Raw genomic sequence first — 20,654 nt, forward strand, 5'->3', positions numbered from 1 at the left:
TCACGCGCAGCGACCGTCACACTGCCCACCACGTCCAGCCGATCAAAGAACGCCTGCTTCAACTCCTGCGAAATGACCACGGTCCTCGCAACTCCCATCACTGGGTGTTGCGAGGACCGCTAGAACCCGCCATCGGTCGGGGGCCTCGTTCGTTCACCGTGGCCCCGTTCGGCGGATCTCACACGTCGACGCCGGAGTGGACCAGACCGCGCCCTACCCATGTTGGGTCAGTTCTAAGCACACTTGAGTGCGATTGTGGCTCACATCTCTTTCTTTTTTGCTCAAGCCCTTGAATGCACTACCCCAGTTTGGGTAATCATGTGCCCATGCATCACAACTTCGGCCACGGTCAAGGCGACACGCCTGCCCCTTCGGTGGTGCGTTCCTTCACTCTGACGGGTGGCCGAGCCACTCCGGTCGTCGATCTGGGCTTCGAAGCCGTCGTCCGGGTCCAGAGCTCCGGGCGGCACCGCATGTGGCCCGTCGGCCCCAAGGCCGAGATCGTCGCCGTCTGCGACGGCAAGTCCGTGGCCGAGGTGTCCGCCGCGGTGAAGCGCCCGATCGGCGTCGTCCGGGTCCTCCTGGGCGACCTCGTCTCCGAAGGCCACCTCGCCGTCGAGCGCACGATCACCGCCTCCACCTCGGTCGACGACCGCCGGGAACTGCTCGAGCGCACCCTGCGTGGGCTCCGCACCACCGGCTGAAGGACCTGCCCCCGCTAGGGTGACGGCGTGGACCAGACGCCAGACGAGCACGTGCGCTTCTTCAAGCGGTTGTTCCTGACCATCGTCCTCACGCCGTTCCTGGTCGCGATCTGGATGACGGTCGTCGACTCCTACCGACGCCGCGGCAAGCGCTCACGCCCCTTCCCGACGGTCGAGCCCGAGACGGTCGACCTCGGCACCCACGACGGCTCCGTGACCGTCTACACCTACGGTCAGGACCTGTACGACGCGATGCTCGCCGCGATCGACTCCGCGCGCGAGGAGATCTTCTTCGAGACCTACATCTGGAAGGCCGACGAGGTCGGTGACGTGTTCAAGCGCGCCCTGGTCAACGCCGCCGAGCGCGGCGTCCGGGTGCACGTCATCTACGACGTCTTCGCCAACCTCGTGGTCTCCCCCAGGTTCAAGAAGTTCCCCTCGAACATCCAGGTCCTGAGGTTCCCGATCTACACCGCCGGCTGGCGGATGCTCGACTTCCGCCACTACGGTCGCGACCACCGCAAGATCCTCACCGTCGACGAACAGGTCGCCTTCGTGGGCGGCTACAACATCGGCGGTGAGTACGCGACGCAGTGGCGCGACACCCACGTCGCCGTCACCGGTCCTGCGGTCCGTGAGCTGCGCCGGGCCTTCGCCGACTTCTGGAACCTGCACCGACGCAACCGCCTGCGGCCCTCGGCCCAGGCCCTCACCGTCGCTCCCCCCGAGAACTGGGACCTGCCGGTGCGCGTGGTCCGCAACGTGCCGCGGCTGATGATGTTCCCGATCCGGTCGATGTACCTCGACGTGATCGACCGCGCCGGCGAGCGCATCTGGCTCACCCAGGCCTACTTCCTGCCCGACCAGGACTTCGTCGACGCTCTGGTGCTCGCCGCCCGTCGCGGCGTGGACGTCCGTCTGCTGGTGCCGTTGAAGTCCAACCACATCGTCACTGACTGGATCTCACGGGGCTACTACTCCCAGATGCTCGACGCCGGGATCCGGATCCTGCGCTACCAGGGCGCGATGGTGCACGCCAAGACCGCCACCGTGGACGGGCGCTGGACCACCGTGGGCACCGCGAACATCGACCGGCTCAGTCTGAGCGGCAACTACGAGATCAACCTCGAGATCGTCGACGACGAACTCGCCGCCCTGATGGAGCGGATCTTCGCCGTCGACGAGTCCAACTCCCTCGCGCTCAGCAGCGAGGAGTGGGAGGCCCGGGACCTGCACCGCAAGTTCACCGAGTACGTGCTCGCGCCGCTGCGCCCGCTGCTCTGAGCTGACTCACCAGCGTCGGGCGTCAGGCAGGTGACGCCGCGGCGCCATCCGGGCTCCATGGCGTGGGCGCCCACCGAACTCCGCACGGACGAGCGTCACCACCCGGCCGCGGAACCCAGCCCACGGCGTCAGGAACTCCTCCATCTCCGCGTCGTCGAACTCCCGTCCGCTCACCGCCCAGCCGAAGTCCTTCGCGACGTGGTAGTCGAACCAGGAAACAGCGTCAGCGTCACCCAACGCTCGTTGCCGCACCTCGCCCGCCGTCCACCGCCCGATGCCCGGCACGGCGCACAACATTTCCTCGGCCCGCTCGGGGTGCTGCACCAGGGTGCGCTCCAGCGCGTCCCCGCGTGCCAACACCTGCGTGAGCGCGCCAGCGCGTGCATGGTCGACCGAGGCCCCCAGCCATGCCCAGGACGGCAGCAGCGACCACTCCACGTTGCTCGGGGGCACCTTCATGCCGCGCTCCCCCGCGGGCCCCGGCGCAGGGCTACCGTGGCGCAGCACCAGTGTCCGGTACGAACCGAAGGCCTCCTGCCCGGTGACCTTCTGCTCGATCACGGTCGGCACGAGGTCCTGGAGGACGAGGCGGGAACCCGCGCGGCGCCAGTGCGGGCGGGCCCGGAGCGCGGCGTCCACGACCGGGTGCGGTGCCCAGTCCCGGGGTGGGCGGTCGAGGGCACCGAGAAGTTCGGGCAACTGGTCCAACGCCCATTCCCCTCCCCGGCCCCAGGCGCTGGCCTCGACGACTCCTTCCCCGGACAGAGGCCGGACGAAGAGCGTGCTCGGCCCCTGCGGCGTCGCAGCACAACGGAACCACCCACGGGTGGTGCGCCGCCACGACGGATCGGCCGCACCGCGCCGGTGCTGCACCATCGCCGCAGCCACCTGGCACGGCCATCCGGGTCGCCAGACGCGGGTCAGGGCTGTCTCCACCCGTTCAGTCCACCACGTCTGCAGAGGCAGAGCGAGAGTCCTCGCACCAGTGGAAGGGCGCGCCCGCGGGTCTAGACGACCGCCGCAGCAGCGGCACGGCCGGCCACCCGCCCGGAGAACAGGCACCCTCCGAGGAAAGTGCCCTCCAGCGCGTTGTAACCCATCATCCCGCCCCCACCGAAGCCGTTGACCTCACCGGCCGCGTAGAGCCCCGGGAGCGGCGTTCCGTCACTGCGCAGGCACCGACCCTCGAGGTCCGTCTCCAGCCCGCCCAGCGTCTTGCGGGTCAGGATGTTGAGGCGGACCGCGATCAGAGGTCCGTTCTCGGGGGCGAGGAACTTGTGCGGCCTGGCGGTGCGGACAATCTTGTCGCCGCGGTGCTGGCGGTGCGAACGGACGAACGTGAACTGGGTGTCCTTGCCGTAGGCGTTGTCGAGCTGACGGTCCCGGGCCTCCAACATCCGGCGCAGGTCCGCCGCGTCGACGACCGCGTCGGTGCCGACACGGTTCATCCCCTCGACGAGTTCTTCGACAGTGCTGGCAGTCACGAAGTCGGCGCCGTGGTCGACGAACGCCTGGACCGGCCCCGGTGCCCCGTCTCCTGCGACCCGGGACAGCAGGAGCTTGACGTCCTTGCCCGTCAGGTCGGGGTTCTGCTCCGAGCCCGAGAGTGCGAACTCCTTCTCGATCACCTTCTGGGTCAGCACGAACCACGAGTAGTCGTAGCCGGTGGCGCGCAGCGCCTTGAGCGTGCCCAGAGTGTCGAAGCCCGGCAGGTTGTGACCCCCCAGCCGCTTCCCGGTGGCGTCGAGCCAGAGGCTGGAGGGACCGGGCAGGATCCGGATGCCGTGGTTGTCCCAGACCGGGTCCCAGTTGCGGATCCCCTCCACGTAGTGCCACATCCGGTCCGGATTGACGACGTGCGCCCCGGCGTCGGTGGAGATCGCGACCATCCGGCCGTCGACGTGCGCGGGGACGCCGGCGATCATCGTGCGCGGCGGCGGCCCGAGCCGCGGGGGCCACGCCTTGCGCACCAGGTCGTGGTCGCCGCCGATGCCACCGGAGGCGACCACCACGGCCTGCGCGGAGAACTCGAAGTCTCCCACGACGACGCGGCTGCTGGCGCGTCCACGCTCGATGTCGCTGGGAGCGAGGACGGCTCCCCGGACACCGGTGACCGCGCCGTGGCTGAGCACCAGTTCATCGACCCGGTGGCGGAACGCGAACCGGATCCGGCCCGTCGCCACGTGCTCACGGACCCGACGTTCGAAGGGGGCGACCACGCCGGGACCGGTGCCCCAGGTGAGGTGGAAGCGCGGCACTGAATTGCCGTGCCCGTCGAAGGTGCCGTCCCCGCGCTCAGCCCAGCCCACCACCGGGAAGATTCGGTGGCCCATCGCTCGCAGCCAGGCGCGCTTCTCCCCGGCGGCGAAGTCGACGTAGGCCTGGGCCCACTCACGGGGCCAGTGGTCCTCGGGACGGTCGAACTGTGCGGAGCCGAACCAGTCCTGGAGCGCCAGGTCGTGGGAGTCCTTGATTCCCATCCGCCGCTGCTCGGGGGTGTCGACCATGAAGAGACCGCCCAGGCTCCAATGGGCCTGGCCCCCGATGGACTGCTCGGGCTCCTGGTCGACGAGGAGCACGCTGCGCCCCCGGTCGGCGGCCTCGGCCGCAGCCACGAGCCCGGCCAGGCCATGGCCCACGACGACGAGATCTGCATTCATGCCACGAGGGTGGAGGCTGCAGGCCGTTCGGCGCAAGGGGGCGGACCAGAACTGTCACACAGTGTGTCACGCAGTGTCACCGTGACGTGTCGGCTGATTACACTCCCCTCATGCCCTCCACCGAGCAGCCGCGGAGCACCGCTGCGACCCGTCGTCGCGAGCGGACCCGGGAGATCATCACCGCCACCCGGATGCTCTTCGACGAGCGCGGCATGCGCGACGCCCAGATCGAGGACGTGGCCCGGGCCGTCGGGATCAACCGGGCGATCGTCTACCGGCACTTCACCGGCAAGGAAGAACTGTTCGCGCTCACCCTGGTGACCTACCTCGACGAGGTCTTCGCGCTGCTGGCCGAGGTCGACGATCCCGAGCAGCCGGCACCGGTGCGGTTGCGTCGCCTGGTGGAGACGTTCTCCGAGTACGGGCTGGCCCGTCCGGCGTTCGTGGACTGCGCGCAGTCACTGATGCGGCGCAGCACCGCCGAGCTCCTCGACGAGATGACCGAGGACGCCGCTCTGCGTCTGGGGCGGGCCATGTCGGCTCCGCTGTCGCTGCTGGCCTCGGTCCTGCGACGCGGGACCGTCGAGGGGCACTTCCACGTCGAGGACCCCGACGGCCAGGCCAACCTGCTCTACGCCACGGCACTGGGGGCCCTGCAGTTGGTCCGGGTGGGGCTCCTGCTCGAACACTCGCCGGGCAACCCGACGGTCCGGGCGATCGACGACGAACAGGCCAAGGCGTACCTGGTGCGCTCGGCAGTGGCCCTGGCCACCTACCGCGACGAGGCGTGAGCCTCGCCGTCAGCAGGTGGCCGCGGGCGGTCGAGCCGACTCACTGCCAGACGCGGACCCAGTCGACGGCGGCGGTGGAGCCGAAGTTCTTGAGGTCGACCAACTCGTAGCTGGAGGTCAGGTTGGACAGCACCAGGTGCTGGTTCACCTGGGAGACCGTGCGGGTCACGCGGTGGTACTCCCGGCCGTCGACGCGGAAGACGTAGGCCGTGGGGGTCCACTCCACCGAGAAGACGTGGAAGTTCTCGTGGAACCGCTGGGGGCCCTTCATCAGGGTGGTCTCGGCGAACTCCGCACCGACCTTCTGCGTCACGCCCTTGGCATCGAGGTGATGCACGAAGGCGGCGACCCCGTTGTCCTTGGTCCGCGAACCGAAGTACTCCATCACGTCCACCTCGACACCCAGGTCAGGACGGTTGCGGGTCATTGAACGGTTCGGGTTGCTCCAGAACGCCGAATGCATGCCGACGGCCGACTGGACCTTGACCCGGGCCGCAGCGACGCCGTAGCGGTAGTCGTACTTGCCCTCGGTCGCGATCTGGGTGTTCCGCATGTAGGGCAGCTTGTGCTTGACGCCGTCCTTGTCCACGTAGACGCACTTGGCGGAGCGCTTGGGGTCCTTGGAGACACCCATCGTGAGGACGTTGTTCTTGACCTTCATCGACGAGGCGTCGGTGGACGCGCACGAACGCGAGCCGGTGCCGATCGAGCGCTTCTGGACGCTCCACTTGGTCGCGTCCAGGGCGGAGCCGCTGAAGGTGTCCTCGAAGTCCAGCGTCCAGTCCCGGGTGACGACTGCGTTGCTGGTCACCGCCTCGGCCTCGGTGGTCGCCTGGGTGACGACGCGGTAGGTGCCGGCGTCAGCGACGGTGAAGACTCCGTGACCGGACCGGTCCTGGACGTCTCGGGAGACGACCGTCCACTCATCGCCCTGGAGACGTTCAAGGCTCACCGGTCGTCCCGCGCGGGCGGGGACGAACTCGGCCGCGACGGTGTGACCCTCAGCAGGCTTGGCCGCCGACGGTCCGGCCTGTGCGACGGCCGGGAGCGCCGCAGCAGTGACACTCTGCCGAGCGACGACGCTCACGGAGATGGTCTTCGACTCCGCACGCGGGATCGCGACCGTCTTGGTCAGCTTCTTCTCGAAGAACTTCACCTGACGAGTCACGGCGGAGACGACGCCACGCTGGGCCTTCACCTTGCCCCTGACCGCAGGGGTCTGCTTCTTCTTCTTCAGCCGCTTGAGCTTCTTCGTCTGGGCCGCGAGCTTGACCACTGCGGCCTCGTAGCGACGGTGCGCGGTCCGGCCGTTGTCCACCACGACCTTCGCGGCCGGGGAGACCACCCGGACCTGCGCGGAGTTCTTCAGCTTCACGCCAGTGAAGGTGAAGGTGCCGTCGGGGCGCGAGGTGGCGGTGGCGATGTTCGAGGTCACCGATCCGGTGACCCGCTGCAGGACGACCTTGCGGGCCGGCAGCCGGCCCAGCACGCCGGTGAAGGTGATCGGCGTGGTGGGAAGCATCGTGCCGGTGACGGCGTCGAGCTTGGCGTAGCCGACCGCGGTCTTCTTGGCCGCTGCGACCGTGGGGGTCGCGATGCCGGTGGAGAGAGCAGTGGCAACGACGGGTGCGCCGGGGACGGCCTGGGCCGTCGTCGTGGCGCCGGGGAGGAGGGACAGGGACAGGCCGCCCACGAGGGCGGCGGTCGCGGTCGCGCGTGCGAGATGGGACATGAGTGCTCCGAGTCAGAGAACTGCATGGCGTCGGATGGGGGGATGGTCGCCCCTGCCCGCATGGCGGTGAGACAGGGACGAGTGGTGTTGGTGTGACGCAGGTGACGCCGTGCAGGTCACGTGGTGACGTTCACAGTCTCGGAAATGCACGAGGCCCCCGCCAACTTGGCGGGGGCCTCGTCGCATGTGACAAATGCGGCGGACTGAATCAGACCAAACTGCTCTTGTCGCGCGCGATCGCGCCGAGTACACCGTTGACGAAGGCGGGAGAGTCGTCGGTCGACAACTCGCGCACCAGCGCAAGGGACTCGCTCATCGCAACGGCGTCGGGGACGTCGGCGTTGAAGAGGATCTCGAAGACACCGATCCGCAGGACGTTGCGGTCCACGGCCGGCATCCGCTCCAGGGTCCAGCCCTGGGCGTACTCCCTGAGGACCTCGTCGATGCGGTCGCGGTTCTCGTGAACACCCTCCACCAGCTCGGTGGTGTAGACGTTCACGGGACCCTCGCCGTCAGCGACAGTGGTCGCCAGCGCCTCGATCGGGTTGTCGGAGCGAAGCTCCGACGCGAACAGGATGTCAAGCGCGCGCTTGCGCGCCTTGCTCCGTGCAGCCATGGCCGCAGACCTCTCTCAGTACTTCGTTCAGCTCTTGACGCGGCCGAGGTAGGAGGAGTCGCGGGTGTCGACCTTCACCTTCTCGCCAGAAGTCATGAAGAGCGGAACCTGGATGACGTGACCCGTCTCGAGGGTCGCGGGCTTGGTGCCACCGGTGGAGCGGTCGCCCTGGAGACCGGGCTCGGTCTCGGCGATCAGCAGCTCGACGGAGGCAGGGAGCTCGACGTAGAGGACGCGACCGTCGTTGGTCGCGACGATGGCCTCCTGGTTCTCGAGCATGAAGTTCTTGGCGTCGCCGACGATCTCGGGGGTGACCTCGATCTGGTCGAACGTCGAGACGTCCATGAAGACGTACGACTGACCGTCGTTGTACAGGTACTGCATGGTGCGCTTGTCGACGTTGGCCGTCTCGACCTTGGTGCCGGCATTGAAGGTCTTGTCGACGGTCTTGCCCGACTCGACGTTCTTCAGCTTGGTGCGGACGAAGGCGGGACCCTTGCCCGGCTTCACGTGCTGGAACTCGACGACAGCCCAGAGCTGTCCGTCGATGTTCAGGACCATGCCGTTCTTGAGGTCGTTGGTGGTAGCCATGTGCGTCGACCGCCTTCTTGTTCGTGGGTTGAGGGCCGAGGGGCAACTCTAGTGGTCGCTCGGACACCCCGTGAAACCGGCACGGACGCCGTCCCGAGGAAGGGAAGGCGTCCGTGCCGGTTCAGTGAGCCCTGAGCGGGCTCGCCGCGATCAGGTCAGCTTGTCCTTGAGGCCCTGGGCGACGTCCTTGATCTTGTCGCCCACCTGCTTCACCTTGGCCTCGGCCTGGTCGGCCTGGCCCTCGGTCTTGAGGTCGTCCTGGCCGGTCGCGTCGCCGACGGTCTCCTTGGCCTTGCCCAGGCCTTCCTCCGCCTTGTGCTTCCAGTCACCCATGGGTGTCTCCCCTCACTCGCGCGTGGCGCGCAGCCGGACGACCGCGCCCCTCCACCGTAACCACAGGTGGAGGGGCGTTGAAGAGGAACAGGTCGCGGTTCGGTGTCGATCCGTCAGAAGTGATCCACGTGTCAGCCGGCGGCGACGAACTCCAGAGCCCGGCGGTACCCGTCCACACCGTGCCCCGCCACCGTGAGGGCCGCGTGCGGCTCGACGTAGGAGGTGTGTCGCCACACCTCGGGACGCGCCTTGGGGTCGGAGAGGTGGACCTCCACCAATGCCGCCTCCAACTGCGCGCAGGCGTCGTAGACGGCCAGCGAGTAGTGCGTCCAGGCGCCTGCATTGAGCACCACCGGGGTCGCGTCGTCAGCGGCGGCGTTGAGCCAGTCCACCATCACGCCCTCGTGGTTGGTCTGGCGCACCTCGACGTCGAGGCCGAGCTCGCTCCCCCACGCCACGCACAGCTCGACGAGCTCGGCGTGGGTGGTGGTGCCGTAGATCTCGGGCTGACGCTTCCCCAGACGGCCCAGGTTGGGGCCGTTGAGGACGAGCACCTTCCGCGAGGCGTCGGTGGCGCTCATCGCTCAGGCCTTCGCGATGGCGGAGTAGGCCTCACGCAGCCACTCGTCCTGCGGACCGGCGAGGACCGTGGGACGACCGATGCCGTCGAGGGCCAGGAGACGCAGCTGGTTGCCGCGGGCCTTCTTGTCCACCTTCATCACGGCCAGGAGGTCCTGGAAGGTCGCGGCGTCGTAGGAGACGGGCAGACCGACGCGGGAGAACGCCGCACGGTGACGGGCCACCTCCTCCGGGGTCAGCAGACCGGCACGACGGGCGACCTCGGCGACGTAGACGCAGCCGATCGCGACGGCCTCGCCGTGGCGCACGGTGTAGTCGGACGTCTTCTCGATCGCGTGAGCCAGGGTGTGGCCGTAGTTCAGTGCCTCACGACCCGGGTGGCCGTCCTTGCCACCGGTCTCCTTGAGGTCGTCGACGACGACGTCGATCTTGACCTGCACGGCACGCTCGACGAGTTCACGCAGCTCGGCGGAGTTCCAGGTGAGGGCCTCAGGGTCGATCGTCTCGACGATCTCGAGGATCCGGGCGTCGGAGATGAAGCCGCACTTGACGACCTCACCGAGTCCGGCGACGAACTCGTCACGCGGGAGGGTCTCCAGGAACGCGAGGTCGCAGATCACGCCGGCGGGCTCGTGGAAGGCACCGACCAGGTTCTTGCCTGCACCGGTGTTGACGCCGGTCTTGCCGCCGACGGCAGCGTCGACCATCGCCAGGACGGTGGTGGGGACGTGGACGACCTTGACGCCGCGCAGCCAGCTGGCCGCGACGAAACCGCCGAGGTCGGTGGTGGCGCCGCCACCGACGGTGACGACGGCGTCGCTACGGGTGAACCCGGCCTCGCCGAGGGCCTCCCAGCAGTCGTTGGCCACGGCGGCGTGCTTGGCGTCCTCGCCGTCGGGCAGGCCGAGAGCCAGGACGTCGTACTTCGTGGCGAGGGCGTCGGCCACGGGCTGCGCGAGGGCGCCCAAGGGGCCGGCGTAGAGCAGAGCGACGCGGGTGACGTCGTCACCGAGCATCGCGGGCAGACGCTCGGCGAGGTGGTGGCCCACGACGACGTCGTAGGGCGAGGCACCGCCGACGTGCAGGACGGTGGGCTCGGACGTGGATGCGGAGCTGGAGCTCACTTCATCTCCTCGATGATCTGGTCGACGACCTGGGCAGGCGTTCGACCGTCGGTGTCGACGCTGAGGGCAGCGACGGACTCGTAGACAGGGGTGCGCTCGTCGAGGAGCGCCTTGACGCGCGAACGCACGTCTCCGAGAAGCATCGGTCGGCCAGGGGCTCCCAGTCCAACTCGCTTGACGGCTTCGGCCAGCCCGACGCGCAGGAAGACCACCGGGTGGCCGGCCAGCGCCTCGCGGGTGCGGGGGTCCATCACGGCGCCGCCACCGAGGGCGAGGACGCCGTCGTGCTCGACCAGCGCCGTCGCGACGGCGGCCGCCTCCAGTTCCCTGAAGAACGGCTCGCCGTCGTCGACGAAGATGTCGCTGATCGGACGTCCCTGCGCGGCCACGACGTCGGCGTCGGTGTCACGTACCGCGACGCCCCACCGCTCGGCGAGCAGGTGCGCCACCGTGGTCTTGCCGGCCCCCATGGGGCCGACGAGGACCGCGCGGGGACGGGTCACCGGAAGCTCAGGTTCGCGACGTAGCTCTCGTAGTTGCGGCGGGTCTCGGCGACCGAGTCTCCACCGAACTTCTCCAGGACGGCCTCGGCCACGACGAGCGCGACCATGGCCTCGGCGACGATGCCGGCAGCCGGCACGGCGCAGACGTCGGAACGCTGGTGGTGGGCCACGGCCTCCTCACCGGTGGTGACGTCGACGGTGCGCAGGGCGCGGGGAACGGTGGCGATCGGCTTCATCGCGGCGCGGACGCGCACGACCTCGCCGATCGTCATGCCGCCCTCGATGCCGCCGGCGCGACCGGAGACGCGCTTGATGCCCTCGGGGGTGGGGACGATCTCGTCGTGGGCCAGGGAACCGGGGGTCGCGGCGAGCTCGAAGCCGTCACCGACCTCGACACCCTTGATCGCCTGGATGCCCATGAGCGCAGCGGCCAGGCGGGAGTCGAGACGACGGTCCCACTGGATGTGCGAGCCGAGACCGGCGGGCAGACCGTGGACCACGACCTCGACGACACCACCGAGGGTGTCGCCGTCCTTGTGGGCCTGGTCGATCCGGGCGACCATCGCCTCGGACGTCTCGGGGTCGAGGCAGCGCACCGGGTTCTCGTCGAGGGCGACCTCGTCGGCCTTCGCAGGGATCACGCCGGCGGGGGCACGGACGCCACCCAGCTCGATGACGTGGGAGACGATCTCGGCGCCGATGGCCTGGTGGATGAAGTTGGCCGCGACGCGACCGAGCGCGACGCGGGCAGCGGTCTCGCGGGCGGAGGCGCGCTCGAGGATCGGGCGGGCCTCGTCCCAGTCGTACTTCTGCATGCCGGCGAGGTCGGCGTGGCCGGGACGGGGACGGGTGAGCTTGGCGTTGCGCGCGGAGTTGGCGAGGATCTCGGGGTCGACCGGGTCCGAGGACATGACCTGTTCCCACTTGGGCCACTCGGTGTTGCCGACGGTGATGGCCACCGGACCACCGAGGGTCTCGCCGTGGCGCACGCCACCGTTGATGGTGACCTCGTCGCGCTCGAACTTCATCCGAGCGCCGCGTCCGTAGCCGAGGCGACGGCGCGCGAGGGAGTCGTTGATGTCCTCGGTGGTCACCTGCACGTGGGCAGGGAGACCTTCGAGAATCGCGACCAGGGAAGGACCATGGGATTCACCCGCAGTGAGCCAACGAAGCATGGGCGACATTCTCCCATGACCCCCGGTGCGGTCCTGCACCTCGGGGGTGTCACGAGACCGTCACGGGCCTGCATCGACGGGCGCGGAGCCCGTTCAGCCCATCACGGTGGCGAACCACGGCCCGGCCGCGAGCCCCATCAGCACGCCGACGAGCATGAACGGCCCGAAGGGGACGCCCTTGCGGTCAACCACCTTCGCGGCAGCCAGGACGGCACCGATCACTCCCCCGGCGAGGAACCCGCACCAGGCGCCGCTGAGCAGTTCGGCCCAGCCGACGAACCCCAGGGCGATGCCCAGGACACCGCTGAGTCGGACGTCGCCGTAGCCCAGGCCGCCCGAGTTGATGAACCAGAGCAGGAAGTAGAAGCCACCCAGGACGAGCCACCCCAGGGCGGCCCGCCCGATCGCACCAAGGTCGCCGGAGGCGATGCCGGCGACGAGGACCAGGGCGATGACGGCGACGTAGGCGGGCTTGATCAGCCACGTGGGCAGCAGCCGGGTGTTCCAGTCGATGTGGCCCAGGGCGACCATCACCGGGACCAGCGGGAGCAGGACCAGCAAGGTCCACGACCATCCTTGGGTGGCACCGATGACCGCGCCGGAGACGGCACCGACCAGCGCGGTGCGCCACCACAGACCCGGGCGGGCACCGAGGTCGGCGTAGAGCGGCTTGGGCTCCTCCTCCACCACGGCCGCGGTCACGGTCTGGTCAGCGGACTTGTCAGTCGCCGCGTCGGTGGCGTTCTCGTCGTCGGGCTCCGGCACGGCTCGCACCATCGCCGGCGACCACACGCTGCCCGTTCCCCCCACGACCGCCCCGCACAGGGCGGCGAGCAACGTCACGCGTGGCTCCCGACGCCGCCACGAGCAGCCAGTGCCGCCTCACCGGCGGCACGCATCGCGGCCAGCGGCGCCTCGACACCGGTGAACAGCGTGAACTGCACCGCGGCCTGGTGGACGAGCAGGTCGAGCCCCGAGACCACGACGCCGGTCGCGGCTGCGGCCAACGGCGTGGGCCACGGGTCGTAGATGACGTCGAAGACGACCGGGGCAGACGCGAGCCGTGCCACGAGCCCGGGAGTCTGCGCCGACGCGGGGACGGTGCAGACCACGACGTCACCGGGAGCGACGTCGTCGGTGAGGAGGTGGACGTCCACGCTGATTCCGTCCGGGCCTGAGGTGAGCACCTCGACCGTCTCGGCGGCACGCTCGGGAGTGCGCACCAGGAGGTCGACGTGACGCACGCCGAGGTCAGCCAGCGCGAGACCGGTCGAGGTGGCGGTGGCCCCCCCGCCCAGGACCGTGGCGGTGCGCAGCTCCGCGTCCGTTCGTTCACGGATCGCTGCGACAGCACCGGGAATGTCGGTGTTGTCGCCGTGGATCCGACGACTCCCGTCCTCGGGCGTGTCCAGGACCAGCGTGTTGACCGCTCCGGCACGACGGGCACGCTCGGTGAGGGTGTCGACCAGCGGCACCGCCTCACGCTTGAGCGGCATCGTCAGCGAGAGACCGCGCCAGTTCTCGTCGCGGGTGGCGAGGAACACCGGCAGTCCACCCGCAGCCACCTGGTGGGCGTCGTAGGTCCACTCCAGACCCACGGCCTCGTACCCGGCACGGTGCAGCACCGGGGAGAGCGAGTGGGCGATCGGATCACCCAGGACGCCGCAGGTACGAGCAACGGTGGTCATCAGCAGCGGTCCGATCCGAGGCAGTAGTTCTTGTAGGCGGCCTTGTCGACGAGGAAGTCGGAGTAGTTCTCCGAGAACCTGGTCTCGCCGGTCTCGAGGTCGACGGTCACGTAGTAGTACCAGTCACCCTCGGCCGGGTTCAGGGCCGCTTCGATCGCGTCGTCGCCCGGCGCCTCGATCGGCGTCGGGGGCAGACCGACCTGGTAGTAGGTGTTGTACGGAGAGCTCGCCACGGACGCCTTCTGGGCCTCGGTGAACTCGGTGGTGCCGGTCTGACCCAGGGCGTAGTTGACGGCCGCGTCGATCTGCAGCAGACCGTTCGTGCCGCCCTTGTTGCCGGGACCGTCCAGGCGGTTGTAGATGACGCGGGCGATCTTCGCCATCGCATCGCCGCGACCCTCGGCCTCCACCAACGAGGCGATCGTCATGATCTCCTGCGGTGTCTTGCCGAGCTCGGCGGCGCGGTTCTCGAGGTCGAACTCGCGGGCGGCCTGGCCCCAGCGCTCCACCATCGCGCTCATCAGGTCGAGCGCGGTGTCACCGGGGGCGATCGCGTAGGTGGCCGGGAAGAGGTAGCCCTCGGGGTTGCCCTCGGCGTACTCGGGCAGTCCCAGGTCTGGGTTCCTCAGGGCCTTCTCCAGCGCGCCGCGCGTGAAGTCGGTCTTCTTGACCAGCAGGTCCACGACGTCTTCCACGCGCAGCCCCTCGGGCACGGTCACCGTCGCCTGGATCTTGTTCGCAGGGTTCGCCAGCACGTCCAGCGCGGCCTGCGCGCTCATGCCGGGCTTGAGCGCGTAGTGGCCCACCTGGATGCCTGACGAGGCCGGGTCCGCGTTGGCGGCATCGATGAACGCCTGGACCGACGCCACGACGCCCTGCTCCTTGAGCCCTCGTCCGATGGCGCTCGCGGTGTCGCCCTGGGCGACCTCGAAGAGCACGTCGTCACCGTTGCCGGTGCCACTGAAGTCCTCAGGACCGGCGAACATGCCCTGCACGGCCTTCACACCCTGGGTGGCGCCCCAGAACAGCGCTCCTGCACCGAGGACGACGGCCAGGACGATCACCAGGATCCCGACGAGCCCACGCTTGGCTCGTCCCCCTCCCCCGCTGCTGCGACCGCCACCACCGGCGCGTCGCGCGCGACGCAGTTCGGCCTTCGTCGGCGCCCTGCGTGAGCCGCCACGCGAGGCCCGGGCGGGCGGCGTGCTGCGGGGATCGGTCACCGGGACCAGGTCGGACTGGGTGTCGTCAGGAGTGGGGAACTCGCTCACGGTGCTCCTCGGTTCGGGGAGGTGTCGGGGGCGACGCGTGCCGGTCGTTGTCGTCACGACACCGACCGGCACGCGTCGTCCCGCAGGACGGGGGTGGTCTCAGACCTGGTCGGGCGTGACGCTACCGGGAGCGGAGGCGTCCGGTCCCGCAGATGCCTCGTCCGGTGCCGCCGGGGTGACGACGAGGACGTCGCCGGGGGGTCGGCCGCTGGTGCGTTCGGAGTCGAGGGCGTGCTGCAGGATCACCACGGCCGCCACCTGGTCGACGACGGCCCGACGCTTCTGACCCTTGCGGCCCTGGTCACGCAGCATCGACTCGGCGGTGACGGTGGTGAGGCGTTCGTCGACCATCCGCACCGGCACCGGGGCAATCCGACGGGCCAGCGCCTCGGCGAACTCCAGTGCCTTGGTGGTGGACGGCGTCTGCTTGCCCTTGAGGTTGCGGGGCAGGCCGACGACGACCTCGACCGCCTCCTCGGCGGCGATGATCTTCGCGACCTGACGCACGTCACCCTTGCCACGACGGACGGTCTCGACCGGGGTGGCCAGGACGCCTGACGGGTCGGACCGCGCGACGCCGACCCGGGCATCACCCGGGTCGACGCCGACGCGGACTCCGAACCTCATGCTCAGGCGCCGACGACGCGGGCGACGTCGGTGGCGACAGCAGCCAGGGCTGCGTCGACGCCGGAGACATCGGTGCCGCCGCCCTGCGCCATGTCGGCCTTGCCGCCACCCTTGCCACCGATGTGCGGGGCGACGGCGCGGAGCAGGTCGTTGGCCGAAAGACCCAGTGCGCGGGCCTCGTCGTTGGTCGCGGCGAGCGCAGCGATCTTGTCGCCGTCGACGCCGAGCAGCACCACGACACCGGGACGACCGGCCGCGAGACGGGCACGGACGTCGGTGGCCAGGGTGCGGACGTCGCCGCCGGAGACACCGTCGAGACGCTGGGCGACGACGGCGACGCCGTTGACGTCGACCGCGTTGGCGGCGATCTCACCGGCACCGGCGAGGAGCTGGGCCACGTGCAGCTTGGCCAGCTCCTTCTCGGTGTGCTTGAGGCGCTCCATGAGGTCGGCGACGCGACCCACGAGGTCACCGGGCTGGGTCTTGAGCAGACCGGTCAGCTCGTCGACCATGTCGCGCTCGCGGGCCAGGTACTTGAAGCCCTCGATGCCGGTGAAGGCCTCGATGCGACGGTTGCCCGAACCCACGGACGCCTCACCGGTGACGGCGATGGTGCCGATCTGGGAGGAGTGCGAGACGTGGGTACCACCACAGAGCTCACGCGACCAGGGGCCGCCGATCTCGATGGTGCGGACCTTGGTGTCGTCGTAGGTCTCGCCGAACAGGGCGATCGCGCCCCAGTCCTTGGCGTCGGCCAGCGTCATGTACTGCGCGGTGACCGCGAGGTCGGCACGCAGGGCCTCGTTGGAGACGTTCTCGATGTCGGCCAGCTGGGCCGGGCTGAGCGCGCTGCTCCAGCCGAAGTCGAGACGCAGGTAGCCGGGGCGGTTGTACGAACCGGCCTGCAGGGCGGTGGGGCCGAGCACCTCGCGCAGGGCCGCGTGGATCACGTGGGTGCCGGAGTGGGCCTGTCGGGCGCCGATGCGCCACTCCGGGTCGACCAGCGCACGCAGGTTGGGGGCATCGGCGGGCAGCTCGCCCTCCAGGACGCGGACCTGGTGGGAGACGAGCCCACGGACGGGACGCTGGACGTCGAGGACCTCCAGGACACCGCCGTCGAACTCGATGCGACCGGCGTCAGCCGCCTGACCACCGGACTCGGCGTAGAACGGGGTGCGGTCCAGGACGAGCTCGCCGACCTGGCCCTGGGTGAGGACGTTGACGTTCTCGCCGTCCTGGACCAGTGCGAGGGCCGAAGACTCGGTCTCGAGGGTCTCGTAGGCCAGCCACTCGGTGGGGCCGTGGGAGTCGAGCACCGCACGGAAGGCGTGGGTGTCGGCGTGCTGGCCCTTCTTCGCCTTGGCGTCGGCCTTGGCGCGGGCCCGCTGCTCGGACATGAGCGAGCGGAAGCCGTCCTCGTCGACCTTGAGACCGGCCTCGGAAGCCATCTCCAGGGTCAGGTCGATCGGGAAGCCGTAGGTGTCGTGGAGCTGGAAGGCCTGGTCACCGGCGAGGGTGGAACCGCCCGACTTCTTCACGTCGAGGGCAGCCAGGTCGAAGATCTGCGTGCCGGCCTGGAGCGTCTTGCGGAACGCGTCCTCCTCGGCGAAGGCGATCCGAGCGATGCGCTCCCAGTCGGTGACGAGGTTGTCGTAGGTGACACCCATCTTGTCGCGGGAGACCGGCATCAGCTCGGGCAGCGCGCGGTCCTCGAAGCCGAGCAGGCGCATCGAGCGGACCGCGCGACGCAGCAGACGACGCAGCACGTAGCCACGGCCGTCGTTGCCCGGGGTGACGCCGTCGCCGATGAGCATCATCGAGGAACGGACGTGGTCGGCCACGACGCGGAAGCGGACGTCGTCGAGCTGGTCGGCGCCGTACTTGCGGCCGGTGAGTTCCTCGGCGCGCTGAATGACGGGGAACATCACGTCGATCTCGTACATGTTGTTCTTCCCCTGCTTGAGGAAGGCAACGCGCTCGAGGCCCATGCCGGTGTCGATGTTGCGCTGCGGGAGCTGACCCGCGATGTCGAAGTCCTCCTTGGAGCGGACCGCGGAGAGCTCGTCCTGCATGAAGACGAGGTTCCAGATCTCCAGGAGACGGTCCTCGAGCTCGAACGGCATGTCCGGGCCGAGCGTGGAGGGGTCGAAGTCCGGGCCGAACTCGGGGCCACGGTCGTAGAGGATCTCCGAGCACGGGCCACCGGGGCCCGGGATGCCCATCGACCAGTAGTTCTCCTTCTTGCCCAGACCGACGATGCGGTGGCGCGGGAGACCGGTGGCCTTCATCCACAGCTCGACGGCCTCGTCGTCGCCGGCGAGGACGGAGGGGTACAGGCGGGACTCGTCCAGGCCCAGACCACCGTCGGCCTCGGACTTGGTGAGCAGCTCCCAGGCGAGGGTGATGGCACCCTCCTTGAAGTAGTCACCGAAGGAGAAGTTGCCGCACATCTCGAAGAACGTGCCGTGGCGGGTGGTCTTGCCGACGTCCTCGATGTCGGGGGTGCGGACGCACTTCTGGATGCTGGTGGCACGTTGGAAGGAGGGCGTCTCCTGGCCCAGGAAGAACGGCTTGAACGGCACCATGCCCGCGTTCACGAAGAGCAGGTTGGGGTCGTCGAGCAGCAGCGAGGCCGACGGCACGACGGTGTGCGCCCCCACGCTTCCTCCGGCTGCGAAGTGCGCGGTGAAGCGGCGGCGGATCTCTGCGGTGTCCATCAGTGGGTGTCCTTCTTGTCGTTCTCGACGGTTGGTGCAAGTGCGGGGGTGGCGGTGGCAGCGGCTGAGCTGCCGGCGCCGAGTTGTCGCCCGGCGTCCGGGCTGACGGCGGGGAGGCCGAGCTTGACGCGCAGCTCGTCCTCCTTGGTGGCCTGGGCCTGCTTGGCGTCGGCCACCACGAGGCGTGCCCCGTGGGTGACGCCCTGCCAGCGTGCCTTCATGCCCTCGGCGGAGAGGGTTCCGGCGAACTGGCGGGCCTTGTTCATGGCGTACACGCCGGCGGAGGCCCCGGCAACGAACCAGACGGCTCGGCTCATCAGTTCTGCTCCTCGGCGTCCTGGCGGGCGTAGTACTGACGCAGGGCCTCCTTGACGTCGGCCTTGCGTCGACGGGTGGCGCGCTTGGTCTCGCGCTTCACCTCGAACCGGATGCGGTTGCGGTTCTCGGCCGAGAGGGCGGTCCGCACACCGTGGGTCCACGAAGCAGCCTTGACGACCGACTCCCGCAGGACGACGTCGGCGAAGAGACGCCCGCCGATCCGGGTGGCCACCGCGTCGTCGGCCGGGGCGCGGACGTCGCTGCCCGGCGCACCCATCTCGGTGATCACGAACTCCTCGACCGGGCCGCCCGTGGCGGGCGCCGGGACCGGGGCCTCGAGCGCTGCGAGGCGGGTCTCGAAGGCTTCGCGTTCAGCCGCAGCGGTCTCCAGCAGGTGCCGGGTGGTGCGGCGCTGACGTGCCAGGGCGACACCGAGCACGACGACACCGAGCACCGCCAGCAGGAGTCCTGCCGCCGTCACCCACGTCGTCGCCGTCCACTCGTCCACGGAGGGAAACCCTACCTTCCGTTCCGCTTGCCCCGGACGATGCTCCGGACCCGCTCCCACGTCTCGCGCAGTGCACCCTCGGTGCCACGCGTGGTGGGGCGGTAGTAGACGGCGCCGGTCAGGACGTCGGGAAGGTACTGCTGGGTGGCCACGCCGTGCGGGGTGTCGTGCGGGTAGACGTACTCCTCGCCGTGGCCGAGCTTCTTCGCGCCGCCGTAGTGGGAGTCGCGCAGGTGCGGCGGGACCGTGCCCAGCTTGCCCTTGCGGACGTCGGCCTCCGCCGCGCCGTAGGCGGCGTAGACGGCGTTCGACTTGGGTGCCATCGCGATCGCGACGCAGGCGTGGGCGAGGTTGAGCCGGGCCTCGGGCAGGCCGACCAGCTGCACGGCCTGGGCCGCAGCGACTGCGGTGGCCAGGACCGAGGAGTCGGCCATGCCGACGTCCTCGGAGGCGTGCACGACCAGGCGTCGGGCGATGAACCGGGCGTCCTCGCCGGCCTCGATCATCCGGGCGAGGTAGTGCAGCGCGGCGTCCGGGTCGGAACCGCGCATCGACTTGATCCACGCACTGGTGACGTCGTAGTGCTGGTCGCCGTCGCGGTCGTAGCGGACCGCGGCCTGGTCGACCGCGGTCTCGGCCAGGGCAAGGGTGACGTGCGGACGCCCGGCGTCGTCGTCCGCCTCGGGCAACGGCACGTCAGGGTGGGAGCGGTCGAGCAGCTTGGCCCCCGCCGCGGAGGCTGAGGCCTCCAGGTAGGTGAGCGCGCGCCGGGCGTCTCCCCCGGCGAGACGGACCAAGTGTTCACGGGCGTCGTCGTCGACGTCGACGCGGCCGCCGTAGCCGCGCTCGTCGCTGAGTGCACGCTGGACGACCTCGTCGATGTCGGCGTCGGTGAGCGACTCCAGCTTGAGCAGCAGGCTGCGCGACATCAGCGGCGAGATGACGGAGAAGAACGGGTTCTCGGTGGTTGCTGCGACCAACGTCACCCAGCGGTTCTCGACCGCGGGCAGCAGGGCGTCCTGCTGCGCCTTGGAGAAGCGGTGGACCTCGTCGACGAAGAGCACGGTCTCGGTGCCGGCAACTGCCAACTCGTTGCGGGCGTGGTCGATCGCAGCCCGGACTTCCTTCACGCCGGCCGAGACCGCGGAGATCTCGACGAAACGGCGGTTGGTCGAGTGACTGACGATGCCGGCGATGGTGGTCTTGCCGGTGCCCGGAGGCCCCCAGAGCAGGACCGACATCGAGGCGTCACCCTCCACCAGACGACGCAGCGGTGAGCCAGTGGCGCGCAGCTGCTGCTGGCCGACGAGGTCGTCCAACGTCCGAGGCCGCATGCGTACGGCCAGGGGCGCGCCCCGGTGGTTGGTCGAGCTCAGTGAGCCACCACCACCGGGGCGCGTCCCGGGAACGTCGAAAAGACCGTCGTCAGCCAA

The 20,654-nt window shown here is 69.6% G+C and carries 21 protein-coding genes; 3 read left to right on the top strand and 18 right to left on the bottom strand.

What is annotated here, in order from left to right; genetic code table 11:
- The first annotated feature begins 326 nt into the window (after positions 1-326).
- Positions 327-704, top strand: coding sequence for a DUF742 domain-containing protein (locus EOV43_RS08325; protein ID WP_164878806.1), 378 nt, complete (start codon positions 327-329; stop codon positions 702-704).
- Between the two features lie 27 nt (positions 705-731).
- Positions 732-1,988 carry a phospholipase D-like domain-containing protein gene (locus EOV43_RS08330; RefSeq protein WP_239022030.1) on the top strand — a complete coding sequence of 419 codons (1,257 nt, stop codon included), beginning with the start codon at positions 732-734 and terminating at the stop codon, positions 1,986-1,988.
- A 6-nt stretch (positions 1,989-1,994) separates the two neighbouring features.
- Here the strand turns inward: EOV43_RS08330 and EOV43_RS08335 are convergent, their stop codons facing one another.
- On the bottom strand, positions 1,995-2,924 hold the full coding sequence (locus tag EOV43_RS08335; RefSeq protein WP_239022031.1) for a DNA-3-methyladenine glycosylase family protein: 930 nt from the start codon (positions 2,922-2,924) through the stop codon (positions 1,995-1,997).
- A 71-nt stretch (positions 2,925-2,995) separates the two neighbouring features.
- Positions 2,996-4,648 (bottom strand): FAD-binding dehydrogenase, encoded by a 1,653-nt coding sequence (locus tag EOV43_RS08340; protein ID WP_128220878.1) that lies wholly within the window; start codon positions 4,646-4,648, stop codon positions 2,996-2,998.
- A 110-nt stretch (positions 4,649-4,758) separates the two neighbouring features.
- Between EOV43_RS08340 and EOV43_RS08345 the strand changes: the two genes are divergently transcribed.
- Positions 4,759-5,439, top strand: coding sequence for a TetR/AcrR family transcriptional regulator (locus EOV43_RS08345; RefSeq protein WP_128220879.1), 681 nt, complete (start codon positions 4,759-4,761; stop codon positions 5,437-5,439).
- 40 nt (positions 5,440-5,479) lie between these two features.
- On the opposite strand, the gene EOV43_RS08350 is transcribed toward EOV43_RS08345, so the two are convergent.
- The 16 genes from EOV43_RS08350 to EOV43_RS08425 form a co-directional block, all read right to left on the bottom strand.
- Positions 5,480-7,171 (bottom strand): glycoside hydrolase family 16 protein, encoded by a 1,692-nt coding sequence (locus tag EOV43_RS08350; protein WP_128220880.1) that lies wholly within the window; start codon positions 7,169-7,171, stop codon positions 5,480-5,482.
- 208 nt (positions 7,172-7,379) lie between these two features.
- Positions 7,380-7,787 (bottom strand): transcription antitermination factor NusB, encoded by a 408-nt coding sequence (gene nusB, locus EOV43_RS08355; RefSeq protein WP_128220881.1) that lies wholly within the window; start codon positions 7,785-7,787, stop codon positions 7,380-7,382.
- A 27-nt stretch (positions 7,788-7,814) separates the two neighbouring features.
- Entirely contained in the window at positions 7,815-8,378 is a 564-nt protein-coding gene (efp, locus tag EOV43_RS08360; protein ID WP_128220882.1) for an elongation factor P, read from the bottom strand.
- A 150-nt stretch (positions 8,379-8,528) separates the two neighbouring features.
- The gene (locus EOV43_RS08365) at positions 8,529-8,711 is read right to left on the bottom strand and encodes a CsbD family protein (protein ID WP_128220883.1); all 183 of its coding nucleotides are present in this window, start codon (positions 8,709-8,711) and stop codon (positions 8,529-8,531) included.
- Between the two features lie 131 nt (positions 8,712-8,842).
- Positions 8,843-9,292: a type II 3-dehydroquinate dehydratase gene (locus EOV43_RS08370; protein WP_128220884.1), complete on the bottom strand. Its 450-nt coding sequence runs from the start codon at positions 9,290-9,292 to the stop codon at positions 8,843-8,845.
- Positions 9,293-9,295: 3 nt separating this feature from the next.
- Complete coding sequence (aroB, locus tag EOV43_RS08375) at positions 9,296-10,414, bottom strand: 3-dehydroquinate synthase (protein ID WP_128220885.1); 1,119 nt, start codon at positions 10,412-10,414, stop codon at positions 9,296-9,298.
- A complete protein-coding gene (locus EOV43_RS08380) occupies positions 10,411-10,917 on the bottom strand; it encodes a shikimate kinase (protein ID WP_378529051.1) in 507 nt (168 codons plus the stop codon). The genes aroB and EOV43_RS08380 overlap by 4 nt, the downstream gene beginning before the upstream one ends.
- A complete protein-coding gene (aroC, locus tag EOV43_RS08385; RefSeq protein ID WP_128220886.1) occupies positions 10,914-12,092 on the bottom strand; it encodes a chorismate synthase in 1,179 nt (392 codons plus the stop codon). The genes EOV43_RS08380 and aroC overlap by 4 nt, the downstream gene beginning before the upstream one ends.
- Positions 12,093-12,185: 93 nt before the next feature.
- Complete coding sequence (locus EOV43_RS08390; protein ID WP_128220887.1) at positions 12,186-12,935, bottom strand: prepilin peptidase; 750 nt, start codon at positions 12,933-12,935, stop codon at positions 12,186-12,188.
- Positions 12,932-13,780, bottom strand: coding sequence for a shikimate dehydrogenase (locus EOV43_RS08395; RefSeq protein WP_128220888.1), 849 nt, complete (start codon positions 13,778-13,780; stop codon positions 12,932-12,934). The genes EOV43_RS08390 and EOV43_RS08395 overlap by 4 nt, the downstream gene beginning before the upstream one ends.
- Positions 13,780-15,051 (bottom strand): endolytic transglycosylase MltG, encoded by a 1,272-nt coding sequence (mltG, locus tag EOV43_RS08400; protein WP_128220889.1) that lies wholly within the window; start codon positions 15,049-15,051, stop codon positions 13,780-13,782. Before mltG ends, EOV43_RS08395 begins: the two co-directional genes overlap by 1 nt.
- 99 nt (positions 15,052-15,150) lie before the next feature.
- Positions 15,151-15,678: a Holliday junction resolvase RuvX gene (gene ruvX, locus EOV43_RS08405; protein ID WP_128220890.1), complete on the bottom strand. Its 528-nt coding sequence runs from the start codon at positions 15,676-15,678 to the stop codon at positions 15,151-15,153.
- Between the two features lie 2 nt (positions 15,679-15,680).
- Positions 15,681-18,395, bottom strand: a complete 2,715-nt coding sequence (gene alaS, locus EOV43_RS08410; protein ID WP_128220891.1) for an alanine--tRNA ligase — start codon at positions 18,393-18,395, stop codon at positions 15,681-15,683.
- Positions 18,395-18,712 (bottom strand): DUF6167 family protein, encoded by a 318-nt coding sequence (locus tag EOV43_RS08415; protein WP_128220892.1) that lies wholly within the window; start codon positions 18,710-18,712, stop codon positions 18,395-18,397. The genes alaS and EOV43_RS08415 overlap by 1 nt, the downstream gene beginning before the upstream one ends.
- The gene (locus EOV43_RS08420) at positions 18,712-19,221 is read right to left on the bottom strand and encodes a hypothetical protein (protein WP_128220893.1); all 510 of its coding nucleotides are present in this window, start codon (positions 19,219-19,221) and stop codon (positions 18,712-18,714) included. Before EOV43_RS08420 ends, EOV43_RS08415 begins: the two co-directional genes overlap by 1 nt.
- Positions 19,222-19,232: 11 nt before the next feature.
- On the bottom strand, positions 19,233-20,654 hold the full coding sequence (locus EOV43_RS08425) for a replication-associated recombination protein A (RefSeq protein ID WP_239022032.1): 1,422 nt from the start codon (positions 20,652-20,654) through the stop codon (positions 19,233-19,235).

Source organism: Nocardioides yefusunii (genome assembly GCF_004014875.1).
Taxonomy (GTDB): domain Bacteria; phylum Actinomycetota; class Actinomycetes; order Propionibacteriales; family Nocardioidaceae; genus Nocardioides; species Nocardioides yefusunii.